Consider the following 14782-nt stretch of genomic DNA (forward strand, 5'->3'; position numbering starts at 1 on the left):
GCCTGCAGCCCAAGCGGAGAACCCGAACGATGAAACACCTGCTCCTGAACACCGCCGGCGGCGTGACGACCGTCACGCTGAACCGCCCCGACGTGCGCAACGCGTTCAACGACGAGGTCATCACCGAGCTGACGGCGGTATTGCTCGAACTCGGCAAGCGGCCCGAGGTGCGCTGCGTGGTCCTGGCCGGCAACGGCCCGGCCTTCTGCGCGGGCGCCGACCTCAACTGGATGAAGCGCATGGCCGACTACACGCGCGAGGAGAACCTCGAGGACGCGACCGGCCTGGCCCGCATGCTGGAGGTGCTCTACAAGCTGCCCCAGCCCACGGTGGCGCGCGTGCATGGCGACACGTACGCGGGCGGCATGGGCCTGGTGGCCGCGTGCGACGTGGCGGTGGCCGTCGACACGGTGCAGTTCTGCCTGAGCGAGGTGAGGCTGGGGCTGATTCCGGCGACCATCAGCCCGTACGTCATCCGCGCGATGGGCGCGCGCGCGGCGCACCGCTGGTTCCTCACGGCCGAGCGCTTCTCCGCGGTCGAGGCGCACCGCATCGGCTACGTGCACGAGGTGGTGCCCGCCGCGCAACTGGACGCCAAGATGACCGAGATCGTGCAGGCGCTGGTGAACGCCGGGCCGGAAGCGGTCAAGGCCTGCAAGCAGCTGGTGCACGACGTCGCCGGCCACTCCATCAGCGCCGGCCTGGTGCGCCGCACGATCGAGGGCATCGCCGACATCCGCGCCAGCGACGAAGGCCGCGAGGGCGTGAAGTCGTTCCTGGAGAAGCGCAAGCCGAACTGGCTGTTGCCGCAGGGAGGCGCGTGAAGCAGGGACTTGGTTTTGCTCCTTCCCCCTCTGGGGGAAGGCCGGGATGGGGGTGCTCCGGTGCCCGCCCTGGCCGCGGGCGTGCCCCCACCCCAGCCCTGCCCCGGAGGGGGAGTGTGTAAGGCAGGAGCCCCGACATGGACAACATCCCCGCCCTCATCGATCCCCCTCAGTTCCTGGCCCTGGCCGCCGCGCTCGGCTTCGCCAGCGGCTTCCGGCTGTACGCCACGCTGTTCCTCACCGGCCTGGCCGGCTACATGGGCTGGGTCGAACTGCCCGCCGGCCTGCAGGTGCTGCAGCACCCCGGCGTGCTGGGGGCGAGCGGGTTCATGCTGTTCGTCGAGTTCTTCGCCGACAAGATCCCGTACGTCGATTCGATGTGGGATGCGGTCCACACGCTGGTGCGCATCCCGGCGGGCGCGGCGCTGGCAGCGGGCGCGCTGGGCGCCGACGGCACGGCCATGACGTGGATCGCGGCGCTGGTGGGCGGCAGCCTGGCGGCCACCAGCCACGCCACCAAGATGACCACGCGCGCGGCGGTCAACACCTCGCCCGAGCCGTTCTCCAACGTGGCCGTGTCGCTGTTCGAGGACGGGCTGGTCGTCTTCCTCTTGTGGCTGTCCGCCACCCACCCGGCGATCTTCACCGCGGTGCTGGTCGTCAGCGTCGTCGTGGCCCTGGTGCTGCTGGTGGTGCTGGTGAAGTTCCTCAAGCGGGTGATCCGCGAGGTGCAGGATTTTTTTGCGGGGCGCCGAATGCTCCGGGAGCGCTGAAGACATGTTCAACAAGATCCTGATCGCCAATCGCGGCGAAATCGCCTGCCGGGTGGCGGCCACTGCCCACCGCATGGGCATCCGCACCGTGGCCGTCTACTCGGAGGCCGACGCCCTGGCCAAGCACGTGGCCGCCTGCGACGAGTCCGTGCCCATCGGCGGCAGCTCGCCCAAGGAGAGCTACCTGCGCTGGGAACGCATCATCGAAGCCGCGCGCGCGACGGGCGCGCAGGCCATCCACCCCGGCTACGGCTTCCTGAGCGAGAACGAGGACTTCGCGCGCGCCTGCGCCGAGGCCGGGCTGGTCTTCATCGGCCCGCCTGCTTCCGCCATCCAGGCCATGGGCCTGAAGGCCGAGTCCAAGCGGCTGATGGAACAGGCCCGGGTGCCGCTGGTGCCCGGCTACCACGGCGCCGACCAGGACCCCGCGTTCCTCAAGCAGCAGGCCGACCGGATCGGCTACCCGGTGCTGATCAAGGCCAGCGCCGGCGGCGGCGGCAAGGGCATGCGCGCGGTGGACAAGCCCGAGGACTTCGAGGCGGCCCTGGCTTCCTGCCAGCGCGAGGCCCGCAACAGCTTCGGCGACGACGCGGTGCTGATCGAGAAGTACGTGCAGCGGCCGCGGCACATCGAGATCCAGGTGTTCGGCGACACGCAGGGCAACTACGTCTACCTGTTCGAGCGCGACTGCTCGGTGCAGCGGCGCCACCAGAAGGTGCTGGAGGAAGCGCCCGCGCCCGGCATGACGCCGCAGATGCGCCAGCAGATGGGCGAGGCCGCCGTGGCCGCCGCGCGCGCGGTGAACTACGTCGGTGCCGGCACCGTGGAGTTCATCGTCGAGCAGCGGGGTGGCGGCGAGATGAATTTCTTCTTCATGGAGATGAACACCCGCCTGCAGGTCGAGCACCCGGTCACCGAAGCCATCACCGGCCTGGACCTGGTGGAGTGGCAGCTGCGCGTGGCGGCCGGCGAGCCGCTGCCGCTGCGGCAGGACGAGCTGCGCATCCGCGGCCATGCGATCGAGGCGCGCATCTGCGCCGAAAACCCCGACAACAACTTCCTGCCCGCCACCGGCCGGCTGCGCGTGTACCGCAAGCCCAGGTGCTCGGAATTCGTGACCGCGCGGGTGCGCGTGGACGACGGCGTGCGCGAGGGCGACGAGATCACGCCCTTCTACGACTCCATGATCGCCAAGCTCATCGTGCACGGCGACACGCGCGAGCAGGCGCTGGCCCGGCTCGACGAGGCGCTGGCCGCCACCCGCATCGTGGGCCTGGCGACCAACGTGCAGTTCCTGCGCTACGTGGTGCGCAGCCGCTCGTTCTCGCAGGCCGACCTGGACACGGCGCTGATCCCGCGCGAGCAGGCCGTGCTGTTCAACCAGGAACCGGTCGGCCTGCCGACCGCCGCTGCCGCGGCCGTGGCGCACGCGCTGGAGCGCGAACAGGCGCTGGAAGGCGCCGATCCCTTCAGCCGGCGCGACGGCTTCCGTTCGCACGGCGCCGCCACCCGCCGCTTCGCCTTCGAGTTCGGCGGCCGCCACCAGGAGGCCGAGCTGACCTACCAGCACGGCGGCGGCCTGCAGTTCACCGTCGATGGCGCGAGCGGCCCGCTGGACTGGCGCCGCGACGGCGACGCGCTGGAGGTGCAGTTCGCCGGCCGCCGCGTGCGCACGCACGTGCATGCGCTGGGCGAGACCGACCACGTTTTCACCCCGCAGGGCGCGACGCAGATCGTCGCGGTCGACCTGCTCGCCCATGCGGGCGAGGGCGCCGTCGAAGGCGGCCGCCTCACCGCGCCCATGCCGGGCAAGGTGGTCTCGTTCGCGGTCAAGGCTGGCGATTCGGTCAAGAAGGGACAGGCGCTGGCGGTGATGGAAGCGATGAAGATGGAACACACCATCGCGGCGCCTGCCGACGGCACGGTGGCCGAGGTGCTCTACGCACCGGGCGACCAGGTGGCGGAAGGGGCGGAGCTGCTGAAGTTGAAGGGGTGAGAACTCACATAGAGGCAGAACTCACATAGAGGCAGAACTCAACACAGAGGCACAGAGGCACAGAGGCAAGAGGAGGAAAAAGGAAAAAAGGAAAATCTCCGCATTTCCTCTGTGCCTCTGTGCCTCTGTGCCTCTGTGTTCTGTTCCAAGACGACCTAAATGCGCATCTACTTCCACTCCCAAGCCACCAAGCCTGCGCCCTGGATCGACGCGCTGCGGTCGGCCCTGCCCGAGGCCGAGGTGGCCGAGTGGAGCCCCGGCGCGCCGCCGGCCGATTACGCGGTGGTCTGGCATCCGCCCCAGCAGCTGCTGGACGAGCAGCCCGGCCTGAAGGCGCTCTTCAACATCGGCGCCGGCGTGGACGCACTGATGAAGCTGAACCTGCCGGCCGGCCTGCGCGTGGTGCGGCTGGACGACGCCGGCATGTCGGTGCAGATGGCCGAGTACGTGTGCCATGCGCTGATCCGCCACGTCCGCGAGTTCGACATCTTCGAGCACGAGGCCAAGCAGGGCCGCTGGGGCTACCGCCGGCCGCGGGCGCGCGGCGATTACCCTGTGGGCCTCATGGGTCTGGGCGTGCTGGGCGCGCGCGTGGCGCAGGCGGTGCGCCAGTTCGAGTTTCCCGTCAACGGCTGGAGCCGCACGCCGCGACCGCTGGAAGGCGTGCGCTGCTTCGCGGGGCGCGGGCAGTTCGACGATTTCCTGTCGGCCTCCCGCGTGCTGGTGTGCCTGCTGCCGCTGACGCCGGACACCGAGGGCATCCTGGACCGGCGCTCGCTCGGCCGGCTGATGCCCGGCGGCTACCTCATCAACGTCGCGCGCGGCGCGCACCTGGTCGAGCCGGACCTGCTGGCCCTGCTGGACGAGGGCCACCTGGCCGGCGCCACCCTGGACGTGCTGCGCGAGGAACCGCCGCCGCCGGACCACCCCTTCCTGCGGCACCCCAGGATCACGCTCACGCCGCACAACTCGGCGCGCACGCTGCGCGAGGAAAGCATCGCGCAGATCGCCGGCAAGATCCGGGCCCTGGGCCGGGGAGAACCCGTCGCCGGCGTGGTCGATCCGGTGCGGGGATACTGAAGCGAACACAGGAGACATGCCATGAAGCTGCCATCCCGGGTGAAGATCGTCGACGTGGGCCCGCGCGACGGCCTGCAGAACGAGAAGGGCCACGTGCCCGCCGAAGTGAAGATCGGGCTGGTGCACCGGCTGCAGGACGCTGGCGTCAAGGAGATCGAGGTCACCAGCTTCGTGTCGCCCAAGTGGGTGCCGCAGATGGCCGATGCCGCCGAGGTGATGGCCGGCATCCAGCGCCGGCCCGACGTGCGCTACTCGGTGCTCACGCCCAACATGAAGGGCTTCGAGGCGGCGGTCGACAGCAAGCCCGACGAGATCGTGGTGTTCGGCGCGGCCAGCGAGGCCTTCAGCCAGAAGAACATCAACTGCTCCATCGCCGAGAGCATCGAGCGCTTCGCGCCGGTGGTGGCAGCGGCGCGGGCCCGCGGCATCCACGTGCGCGGCGCCATCTCCACCACCGTCGGCTGCCCCTACGAGGGCGACGTCAAGCCCGAGCGGGTGGAACTGGTCGCGCGGCTGATGAAGGACATCGGCGTGCAGCACGTCGGCGTGGCCGACACCATCGGCGTGGGCACGCCGCGCAAGGTGCAGGCCGCGATGGAAGCGGCGCTGAAGCACTACGACATCGACAACGTGTCCGGCCACTTCCACGACACCTACGGCCAGGCGCTGGGCAACACGCTGGCCTGCCTGGAGATGGGCATCTGGAACTACGACACCTCCTCGGCCGGGCTGGGCGGCTGCCCCTACGCCAAGGGCGCCACCGGCAACGTGGCCACCGAGGACGTGGTCTACATGCTGCACGGCATGGACATCGAGACGGGCATCGACCTGGACAAGCTGATCGACGCGGGCAAGTACATCAGCGACTTCCTGCAGCGCAAGCCGAACTCGCGCGCGTCGACGGCCATCCTGAACAAGCGGGCGGGGTGAACGCCGTCGTCCCCGCGAAGGCGGGGACCCAGCGCAGCGCGCCTCCCGTGCCGCCTGCAGGGCGCACTGGATTCCCGCCTCCGCGGGAATGACGGAAACTCTCGATATGTGTGGAGCTGAACTGACATCCCTCCCCGAAGGCGTGCAGCGCGTCGCGCGCGTGCTGCAGGAGCACGGCCACCCGCATCCGCCGGTGATGCTGGACGACGCCGCGCGCACCGCGCAGCAGGCCGCCGATGCGCTGGGCATCGCCGTGGGCCAGATCGCCAAGAGCATCATCTTCCGCCGCAAGTCCGACGGTGCCGCCGTGCTCGTGGTGGCCTCGGGCGACCGGCGCGTGGACGAGAAGAAGGTGGACGCCCTGGTCGGCAAGACCGGCCGCGCCGACGCCGAGTTCGTGAAGACGAAGACCGGCTACTCCATCGGCGGCGTCTCGCCGGTCGGCCACGCCCATCCGCCGGTGACGCTGATCGACCGCGAGCTGTTCCGCTTCGACGAGGTGTGGGCCGCGGCCGGGCATCCGCACGGCGTGTTCAAGCTGCGGCCGCAGGACCTGGAGCGCCTGACCGGCGCGCCGGTGGCGGACGTGGTGCAGGAGCCGCGCGAGTGATGCCCGCCCGCACCCGTGTCCGGCAGCAGCTGCGGGAGCTGTCGGCACTGCCCGCGGGCGAGCCCGTGCCTTCGCCCTGCAACGCCGTGTGCCGCGTGAGCGAGGCCACCGGCCTGTGCGAAGGCTGCCTGCGCACGCTGGACGAGATCGCCGCCTGGGGCGGCCTGGACGACACCGGCAAGCGAACGGTCTGGCAACGCCTGGCCGTCCGCGCCGGCGAGGAGCCCCTGTGAAGCGCATCACCTTCTGGCTGGATTTCATCTCGCCCTACGCCTACCTCGCCTTCGAGCACCTGCCGCACGCGCTGCAGGACCTGGGCTACGAGGTCGAGTACCGCCCGGTGCTGTTCGCCGGCCTGCTCAAGCACCACGGACAGCTGGGTCCGGCCGAGATCCCCGGCAAGCGCGAGTGGACCTACCGCCAGGTGCTGTGGCAGGCCCAGGCGCACGGCATCCCGATGCAGATGCCGTCGGCGCATCCCTTCAATCCGCTCGGCCTGCTGCGCCTGGCGCTGGCCTGCGGCCCCAACCGGTACGTGTGCGAGGCGCTGTTCCGGCACGTCTGGCGCGGTGGCGCCGATGCGGCCGACCCGGCGCGGCTCGAAGCCTTGCGCCAGCAGCTCGCGCCGAAGCGCGACCCCGCGTCCGATGAAGTGAAGGGCGCGCTCAAGCAGGCGACCGAGGACGCCATCGCCGCCGGCCTGTTCGGCGTGCCGACCTTCGCGGTGGACGACAAGCTGTTCTGGGGGTTCGATGCGCTGCCGATGCTGCGGGGGTACCTGCAGGGGGACGAGTGGTTCCAGCACGCCTGGAACGCCGCCGCCGCGCCGGCGATGACGGCTGTGCGCCGCGCCCGGGGGTAGGGCCCACCGCACCCCCCTGTCAAACCTGACAGGATTGCCGCAACCTCATCCGTGCGGAGAAACTGCGCGCTTTTCTCCACGGGGGGATGGCGTGCGCCGAATCACATTTGCAGTGCGGTCCTGGACCGCCGCCGTACTTCTGGGCCTAGGGGCGGGAAGCGTGCACGCGGTGGCATGCACCAAGTACGCCACGCGCTCGCACTTCAGCATCTTCTACCAGGAGCCTTTCGTCGACAGCAAGGCGGAGGCATGCCGCAGGGCAATGCGCGGCGTCACGGCCGCGATCGAGGCGGGGGGTAGTTTCTACGCGGCCCAGTTCCTGCCTCTCGTGCTGATCGAGGACAGCCACCTCGTCTGCTATTTCAGGCAGCAGAACGCCGTCTATGTGAACCAGTTCTACTACTGGGACTACGGGACCCGGGCGGGGGACTGTGCAGCGGCTTCACCCCCCGCCGAACCCGTGATCCCGGCCCAGACCTGCGAGGTCGGGAAATTCACCACCCGCCCCATTGCCCTCACGTCGGGCGCCAAGGTTTTCCGCCAGATGGACCTGGAAGACCACGGCGTGCATCCGCTGACCTTGACCCGCCACTACGCCAGTCGCTGGAATCACGCACCCCTTGCCGCCGTGGGCAACGCGTGGGCCCACGCCCATGCGCACCGCATCGTCCCTTCCGGCGATGGCACGGCGAGCACCATCCAGTTCGGCGACGGGCAGGTGAGCAACTTCGCCAAGGTGCCCGGCACCGGCACGTGGAGTGCCGTGGGCAGCCAGGACGAGCTGCAGGAAACTTTCGATCGCTACACCTACAGGAAAGCCGCGGACGACAGCGTCTGGACGTTCCACCCCGTGCACGGCCGCGTCCTCTCGATCCGCTCGCGCGAAGGCTGGACCTCCACCTACGCCTACACCAACGGCCTGCTCAAGCAGGTGACCAACCACTTCGGTCGCAAGCTCACCTTCACCCACGACGCGCAGAACCGCCTGGCCACCGCCACCCTGGCCGGCGCGACGGTCAGCTATGCCTACGACGCCGAAGGCCGTCTCGCCTCGGTCACCTACCCGGACGGCAAGTCCATCGGCTACGTCCATGAGGACGCCCGCTGGCCCGATGCCATCACCGGCGTCATCGACGAATCCGGCCAGCGCTGGGCGAACGTGGCGTACGACGACCAGGGCCGGGCGGTCCAGAGCGAGCTGGCCGGTGCGGTGGAGCGCAGCACGGTGCTCTACGCCAGCGACGCCACCACCGTCACCGACGCCCTGGGGTTCACGCGCACCTACCAGTACCAGCCGCTCAGCGGCGCGGCCATCGGCCTGGCCACGACGGCCGCCAACGCACCGGCGGCGGACGGCAACGACATCGCCACCCAGGTGTTCGATGGCCAAAGCCTGCTGGCCAGCCAGTCCGATTTCCTGGGCATCACGCGCATGTTCACCTGGGACGTGACGCGGCGCCTGCCGACTGCCGTCACCGAGGCGTCGGGCCGGGCCGAAGCGCGCACCACGCAGTACACCTGGCACCCGACCTTGCGCCTGCCGCTGACGGAGACGCTCGGCACCCGGACCACCACCAACAGCTACGACACGGCCGGCCGGCTCCTGAGCCGGCAGCTCAGCGACACCGCCACCGGCTCGAGCCGCACCTGGTCCTGGACCTACACGGCCTCCGGACTGGTGGCCACCGAGACGGGGCCCGCCGGTGACGTCACCACCTACGCCCACGACAGCACCGGCAACGTCGTCCAGGCGACCAACCCCCTGGGCCACGTCACCACCTGGACCCGCGACGCGGGCGGGCGGGTTCTGGTCGAGACCGCCCCCACGGGGCAGGTCACCTCGTACACCTACGATGGCCGCGGCCGGGTGCTGACCCTCGTGCGCGACGGCGCGACGACCACCCTGGCCTATACGCCTTCGGGCCAGCTGGCCACGGCCGCCTTCCCCAGCGGCCACCAGGTCACCTACCGCTACGACGCTGCCCACCGGCTGGTGGGCTGGCAGGACAACCGCGGCGGCGACGCGACCTACGGGCTCGATGCCCTGGGCAACCGCACCAGCGAGCAGCTGCGGGACAGCGGCGGCGCCGTCATCTGGCAATTGGCCCGCACCCTCAACGGCGGCAACCAGGTCGTGGCCGAGACGCTGGGCACGAACCAGACGACCACGTACGGCCACGATGCCAATGGGCAAGTCACCAGCGAAATCAACTCGCTCAGCCAGGCTACCCGCTACGGCCTGGATGGCCTGAAGCGCCTGACCGCCATCACCGACGCAGCCAACGCCGTCGCCACGCTGGCCTATGACGCGCGCGACGCCGTCACCACGGCCACCGGCTTCAAGGGCGTGGCGACGAGCTATGCCCGCAACGCCTTCGGCGATGCCTCGCAGGAGGCCAGCGCGGACATCGGTACCCGCACCACCCAGTTCGACGCGGCGGGCCGGCCCAGCCAGGTCACCGATGCCCTGGGGCAGGCCACCACCATCAGCCGCGACCTGCTGGGGCGCCCGACCCAGCTGGCCTTCGCCGACGGGCGCACCACGGTCCTGCGCCACGACCTGCCGGGAGCGGACTACAACGCGCCTGGGGCGCCCAATGCCAGCAAGGGCCACCTGAGCGAAGCCCAGGATGCCAGCGGCACCACGCGCTGGCAGCATGACCTGCGCGGCCGAGTCACCCGGAAGGTGCAGAGCCTGGCCAACGGCAGCACCCAGGCGGTGGGCTACACATACAACGCGCAGGGCCTGCCGGACACGCTGGTCTACCCCGGCGGCGGACAGCTCAAGCACCTGTACAACGCCGCCGGCCAGCTCACCGGGCTGGACTGGAACGGCGCGCCGCTGGTGACCGGCATCACCTGGAACGCGGCGGGCCAGCCCACGGGGTGGACCTGGGCCTTCGGCACCCCGGTGCAGGCCCAGCGCAGCTACGACACGGCAGGCCGGACGACGGCCATATCGCTCCTTGGCCGGCGATGANGCTGGAACGGCGCGCCGCTGGTGACCGGCATCACCTGGAACGCGGCGGGCCAGCCCACGGGGTGGACCTGGGCCTTCGGCACCCCGGTGCAGGCCCAGCGCAGCTACGACACGGCAGGCCGGACGACGGCCAGCGAGATCGCCGGCTACACCTGGGATGCGGCAGGGCGCATCACCGCCATCAGCCAAGGCCTGGGCCGGCCCGGGGACACGGACCCGAACAGGGGCAGCATCGCCTGGGGCACGACCACCTTCACCGCCGGGTACGACGCCGTGGGCCGCATCACGGCCTTCGGCAACGCCGGCATGGGCACCACCTTCAGCTACGACGCCAACGGCAATCGGCAGGCGGATGGCTGGAGCGAAGCGGGCAATGTGCTGCTGCGCAGCTATGCCCTGGAGTCGGCCAGCAACCGCGTACTGGGCGCTACGCATGCGGCCAGCGGCCCCGGAGGAACGGCCACGGTTTCCTTCAGCCACACCTATGACGCCAACGGCGCGCTCACCTTCGACGGGCGCCGTCGCTACGCGTACGACGCGGAAGGCCGGCTGATCTCCAGCGCGCCGGCCACGGGCGAGAACGCCCCGGTGACCCGATACGCGCACAACGCACTCGGGCAGCGGGTCTTCAAGACGGAGCCGGCGTACCCGCCGTTGCAGGAGCAGGGCGAGCAAAGCCTGTGGGATCAGTTCCTGGCGTTCTTCGGGCGGCTGTGGGCGCCGCAGACGCAGGTGGGCGAGCAGCTTGGCTGGGCGTTCGTCTATGGTGAAGACGGATCACTGCTGGCTGAGCAAGGGATGGGCGGGCCGAGCAGCACGGGCGCTACGCAGCACATCTGGTTGCCGACGCCGAATGGACCGATGCCGATTGCGGTGATCGTGAATGGCAGCAAGTTCGCCGTGCACGCGGATCACCTGAACACGCCGAGGCGGCTGACCAATGAGCAGGGGCAGGCGGTGTGGCAGTGGGCGTATAGCGCCTTTGGGGATGAAGGGCCGACGCTAGCGGCCAATCGGTTTGCTCGCGACGGCGAAGGTGCGGGGACGACCAACATCCCGCCGATCACGTACAACTTACGCTATCCGGGGCAGTACGCGGATGCGGAGTCGGGACTGCACTACAACTACTTCAGGAGTTATGACCCGAGCGGCGGCGGATATACCCAGCCTGACCCGATTGGATTGGCTGGTGGATGGAATCAGTACCGCTATGTCGATAACAATCCCCTGAACTGGATCGACCCTGAGGGATTGCAGGCGGAGCACACAAAAAAAGCTCGGCCTAGCACAGAGCAAAAGCATCAAGAAGCAGAAGCTCGTCGCAAACGAGATGCTGGCGGCGAAAAGGGCGACCAAAGGCGTCGTCCTCCGAGCAAACGCCCTCCAGGCTACAAGGGACCTTGGCCAATCGTTCCTGGATTCCTGCCGCTTATATGTCCTCTATGCCCGCTGGTTATGCCCGAACCGACGGTGGCGCCGGAAGCTTGCCAATGACCGTGATGCAGCCATCTATGAAAAGCAGAGAGAACTCAGAAAACAAACTCTACGAGCAGGCGTTGAGGCTCGCGACCCGGAAGAAGCCCGATTTGGCGCAAGCCAAAGGCCTGCTGGAAACAGCGCACGTCGCGGGAGATCGACGCGCAACTTACGCGCTCGCAACGTGGCTGCTGACGGGCAATACGGTCTGCTCTAAAGATGTGCGTGCAGCGGTGAGGTTACTCAAGCTTGCCGCAGAAGCGGACATCGCTCCTGCCCACTTTGACCTTGCTGTCAGTCACGAGACGGGCCAGGGGACTCGGAAGAACGAGAAAGCGGCATATCGGCATTTTGTCGCTGCTGCGCTCAATGGCGATGACGCTGCCTTGGCCGAGGTCGGACGCTGCCTCTATCACGGCATAGGTGTGGGCCGTGATCGAAAACTGGCCGAAGTCTGGTTTCGTCGGGCTGACATGATGGGAATCAGCATCCGGTGATCTCTACGTTTCGATTGCATGCACCGGGCTGTGCTGGAACGGCGCGCCGCTGGTGACCGGCATCACCTGGAACGCGGCGGGCCAGCCCACGGGGTGGACCTGGGCCTTCGGCACCCCGGTGCAGGCCCAGCNCTGGAACGGCGCGCCGCTGGTGACCGGCATCACCTGGAACGCGGCGGGCCAGCCCACGGGGTGGACCTGGGCCTTCGGCACCCCGGTGCAGGCCCAGCGCAGCTACGACACGGCAGGCCGGACGACGGCCAGCGAGATCGCCGGCTACACCTGGGATGCGGCAGGGCGTATCACCGCCATCAGCCAAGGCCTGGGCCGGCCCGGGGACACGGACCCGAACAGCGGCAGCATCGCCTGGGGCATGACCACCTTCACCGTCGGGTACGACGCCGTGGGTCGCATCACGGCCTTCGGCAACGCCGGCATGGGCACCACCTTCAGCTACGACGCCAACGGCAATCGGCAGGCAGATGGCTGGAGCGAAGCGGGCAATGTGCTGCTGCGCAGCTATGGCGTGGAAGGCGCGAGCAACCGCGTTCCTTCCGCTACGCGCGCGACGCCTTAACCGACCGTCTCGCTCGTTCACCGCATCATGAAACCCACCCTCCGGGTTTCACCTTAATCCGTCAGCCCCCATTCAGTTCCACGCAAGCCTGCGTTGGTTTCGCGAAAGCGTCCGTTGGTTTGGCGCAAGCGCCAGGTCAGAGCGGTCTCCAAGAATCTCGCACCTGCCCGATCCCGGGCACGAACCCTGGAGACAAGCCATGGCATCCGCAACCGCCACCGCCGGAACCCTTCCGCGGCCGATGACGAAGGAAGAGAAGAAGGTGATCTTCGCCTCCTCGCTCGGCACCGTGTTCGAGTGGTACGACTTCTACCTCTACGGCTCGCTGGCCGCGATCATCGCGCGCCAGTTCTTCGCGGGGCTCGACCCGACCTCGGCCTTCATCTTCGCGCTGCTGGCCTTTGCGGCGGGCTTCCTGGTGCGGCCGTTCGGCGCCATCTTCTTCGGCCGCCTGGGCGACATGATCGGGCGCAAGTACACCTTCCTGGTCACCATCCTGATCATGGGCATGTCGACCTTCATCGTCGGCATCCTGCCCACCTACGCCAGCATCGGCGTGGCCGCGCCGGTGATCCTGATCGCGCTGCGGCTGCTGCAGGGCCTGGCGCTGGGCGGCGAGTACGGCGGCGCCGCCACCTACGTGGCCGAGCATGCGCCGCACGGCAAGCGCGGCGCGTACACGGCCTGGATCCAGACGACCGCGACGCTGGGCCTGTTCCTGTCGCTGATGGTGATCCTGGGCACGCGCACGATGGTGGGCGAGCAGGCGTTCGCGGACTGGGGCTGGCGCGTCCCCTTCATCCTCTCGATCATCCTGCTCGCGATCTCGGTGTGGATCCGGCTGGCCATGAACGAGTCGCCGGCCTTCCAGAAGATGAAGGCCGAGGGCAAGACCTCCAAGGCGCCGCTGGCCGAGTCCTTCGGCGAGTGGAAGAACCTGAAGATCGTCATCCTGGCGCTGGTGGGCCTGACGGCCGGCCAGGCGGTGGTGTGGTACTCGGGCCAGTTCTACGCGCTGTTCTTCCTGACGCAGGCGCTCAAGGTGGACAACGCCACCGCCAACATCCTGGTGGCCGTGGCCCTGCTGATCGGCACGCCGTTCTTCGTCATCTTCGGCGCGCTGTCCGACCGCATCGGCCGCAAGCCCATCATCATGGCCGGCTGCCTGCTGGCCGCGCTCACCTACTTCCCGGTGTTCGGCGCGCTGACCAAGGCCGCCAACCCCGACCTCGCCGCCGCGCAGGCCAGGACCCAGGTGGTGGTGAGCGCCGATCCCAAGGACTGCTCGTTCCAGGGCAGCCCCATCGCCCGCGAGATCGACTTCCGCAGCTCCTGCGACATCGCCAAGCGCTACCTGGCGCAAAGCTCGGTGAGCTACGAGAACGTGGCGGGCACGTCCGGCCAGCCGGCCAGCGTGAAGATCGGCGAGAAGGTCATCGTCGCGCCCGTGGCCACGGTGGCCAACGCCAAGTTCGACGAGAACAGCACCAAGGCCATGGCCGCCTTCAAGAAGGACGTGGCCGACACGCTCAAGGCCGCCGGCTACCCGACCAAGGCCGACCCGGCCAAGGTGGACAAGTTCATGGTGGTGGTGCTGCTGACCTACCTGGTGCTGCTGGTGACCATGGTGTACGGCCCGATCGCGGCCATGCTGGTGGAGCTGTTCCCCACGCGCATCCGCTACACGTCGATGAGCTTGCCCTACCACATCGGCAACGGCTGGTTCGGTGGCCTGCTGCCCACCACCGCCTTCGCCATCGTGGCGGCCACGGGCAACATGTACAACGGCCTGTGGTACCCGATCGTGATCGCGGCCGCGACCTTCGTGATCGGCGTACTCTTCGTGCGCGAAACGAAGGACGTGGACATCTACGCCCAGGACTGACGGCAGGGCCGTCGCTGGAAGGCCTGCCCGCGCGGGCCTTCTGTCGAAAGCCTTCAAGGAGACTGACCATGTGGAAGATCGCACTGGCCTTCGTGGCCTTCGCCGCCATCGCGCTTTTCGTCATCAGCAAGGGCGGTGAACACATCGACATGGGCGGCGAGAAGCACGGAAGCGACAGCAACGTGCAGGCCCCCGCACCGGCGGGCACGCCCGCGTCCGCGCCCGTGAAATAGCGCACGGCGCGCGGGCCCCCGGCGCCCGCTGGAAGGCAATGCCCCTGCGCCTCCGGCGG

At 69.0% G+C, this 14782-nt stretch carries 13 protein-coding genes; all 13 read left to right on the forward strand.

Features of this window, described 5'->3' with window-relative positions; translation table 11 throughout:
• Positions 1-29 precede the first annotated feature (29 nt).
• The 13 genes from ASG30_RS16345 to ASG30_RS22890 all read left to right on the forward strand — a co-directional run bounded on the left by ASG30_RS16345 (position 30) and on the right by ASG30_RS22890 (position 14723).
• Positions 30-824, forward strand: coding sequence for an enoyl-CoA hydratase/isomerase family protein (locus ASG30_RS16345; protein ID WP_055899089.1), 795 nt, complete (start codon positions 30-32; stop codon positions 822-824).
• Between the two features lie 137 nt (positions 825-961).
• Positions 962-1597: a DUF4126 domain-containing protein gene (locus tag ASG30_RS16350; protein WP_055899092.1), complete on the forward strand. Its 636-nt coding sequence runs from the start codon at positions 962-964 to the stop codon at positions 1595-1597.
• A 4-nt stretch (positions 1598-1601) separates the two neighbouring features.
• Positions 1602-3593: an acetyl-CoA carboxylase biotin carboxylase subunit gene (locus ASG30_RS16355; RefSeq protein WP_055899095.1), complete on the forward strand. Its 1992-nt coding sequence runs from the start codon at positions 1602-1604 to the stop codon at positions 3591-3593.
• A 159-nt stretch (positions 3594-3752) separates the two neighbouring features.
• Positions 3753-4673, forward strand: a complete 921-nt coding sequence (locus ASG30_RS16360; RefSeq protein ID WP_055899098.1) for a 2-hydroxyacid dehydrogenase — start codon at positions 3753-3755, stop codon at positions 4671-4673.
• 21 nt (positions 4674-4694) lie between these two features.
• On the forward strand, positions 4695-5603 hold the full coding sequence (locus tag ASG30_RS16365; protein ID WP_055899101.1) for a hydroxymethylglutaryl-CoA lyase: 909 nt from the start codon (positions 4695-4697) through the stop codon (positions 5601-5603).
• A 106-nt stretch (positions 5604-5709) separates the two neighbouring features.
• A complete protein-coding gene (locus ASG30_RS16370; RefSeq protein ID WP_055899103.1) occupies positions 5710-6213 on the forward strand; it encodes a YbaK/EbsC family protein in 504 nt (167 codons plus the stop codon).
• Complete coding sequence (locus tag ASG30_RS16375; protein ID WP_082522154.1) at positions 6213-6446, forward strand: DUF1289 domain-containing protein; 234 nt, start codon at positions 6213-6215, stop codon at positions 6444-6446. The genes ASG30_RS16370 and ASG30_RS16375 overlap by 1 nt, the downstream gene beginning before the upstream one ends.
• A complete protein-coding gene (locus ASG30_RS16380) occupies positions 6443-7075 on the forward strand; it encodes a 2-hydroxychromene-2-carboxylate isomerase (protein ID WP_055899106.1) in 633 nt (210 codons plus the stop codon). The genes ASG30_RS16375 and ASG30_RS16380 overlap by 4 nt, the downstream gene beginning before the upstream one ends.
• A 160-nt stretch (positions 7076-7235) precedes the next feature.
• Positions 7236-10055, forward strand: coding sequence for a DUF6531 domain-containing protein (locus ASG30_RS16385; RefSeq protein ID WP_055899109.1), 2820 nt, complete (start codon positions 7236-7238; stop codon positions 10053-10055).
• Positions 10056-10916: 861 nt separating this feature from the next.
• Positions 10917-11549, forward strand: coding sequence for an RHS repeat domain-containing protein (locus tag ASG30_RS23220; protein ID WP_442965695.1), 633 nt, complete (start codon positions 10917-10919; stop codon positions 11547-11549).
• Positions 11546-12028, forward strand: a complete 483-nt coding sequence (locus ASG30_RS22225; protein WP_162243748.1) for a tetratricopeptide repeat protein — start codon at positions 11546-11548, stop codon at positions 12026-12028. Before ASG30_RS23220 ends, ASG30_RS22225 begins: the two co-directional genes overlap by 4 nt.
• 776 nt (positions 12029-12804) lie before the next feature.
• A complete protein-coding gene (locus ASG30_RS16400; RefSeq protein ID WP_055899118.1) occupies positions 12805-14490 on the forward strand; it encodes an MFS transporter in 1686 nt (561 codons plus the stop codon).
• 68 nt (positions 14491-14558) lie between these two features.
• Complete coding sequence (locus ASG30_RS22890) at positions 14559-14723, forward strand: hypothetical protein (RefSeq protein WP_200947313.1); 165 nt, start codon at positions 14559-14561, stop codon at positions 14721-14723.
• Positions 14724-14782: the final 59 nt, after the last annotated feature.

Source organism: Ramlibacter sp. Leaf400, from assembly GCF_001424545.1.
Lineage (GTDB): Bacteria > Pseudomonadota > Gammaproteobacteria > Burkholderiales > Burkholderiaceae_C > Ramlibacter.

What these genes read in the sequence shown, in the direction of transcription:
- ASG30_RS16345 (WP_055899089.1), top strand. Translation starts at nt 30, where the DNA reads ATGAAACACCTGCTCCTGAACACCGCCGGCGGCGTGACGACCGTCACG.
- ASG30_RS16350 (WP_055899092.1), top strand. Translation starts at nt 962, where the DNA reads ATGGACAACATCCCCGCCCTCATCGATCCCCCTCAGTTCCTGGCCCTG.
- ASG30_RS16355 (WP_055899095.1), top strand. Translation starts at nt 1,602, where the DNA reads ATGTTCAACAAGATCCTGATCGCCAATCGCGGCGAAATCGCCTGCCGG.
- ASG30_RS16360 (WP_055899098.1), top strand. Translation starts at nt 3,753, where the DNA reads ATGCGCATCTACTTCCACTCCCAAGCCACCAAGCCTGCGCCCTGGATC.
- ASG30_RS16365 (WP_055899101.1), top strand. Translation starts at nt 4,695, where the DNA reads ATGAAGCTGCCATCCCGGGTGAAGATCGTCGACGTGGGCCCGCGCGAC.
- ASG30_RS16370 (WP_055899103.1), top strand. Translation starts at nt 5,710, where the DNA reads ATGTGTGGAGCTGAACTGACATCCCTCCCCGAAGGCGTGCAGCGCGTC.
- ASG30_RS16375 (WP_082522154.1), top strand. Translation starts at nt 6,213, where the DNA reads ATGCCCGCCCGCACCCGTGTCCGGCAGCAGCTGCGGGAGCTGTCGGCA.
- ASG30_RS23220 (WP_442965695.1), top strand. Translation starts at nt 10,917, where the DNA reads ATGCCGATTGCGGTGATCGTGAATGGCAGCAAGTTCGCCGTGCACGCG.
- ASG30_RS22225 (WP_162243748.1), top strand. Translation starts at nt 11,546, where the DNA reads ATGACCGTGATGCAGCCATCTATGAAAAGCAGAGAGAACTCAGAAAAC.
- ASG30_RS16400 (WP_055899118.1), top strand. Translation starts at nt 12,805, where the DNA reads ATGGCATCCGCAACCGCCACCGCCGGAACCCTTCCGCGGCCGATGACG.
- ASG30_RS22890 (WP_200947313.1), top strand. Translation starts at nt 14,559, where the DNA reads ATGTGGAAGATCGCACTGGCCTTCGTGGCCTTCGCCGCCATCGCGCTT.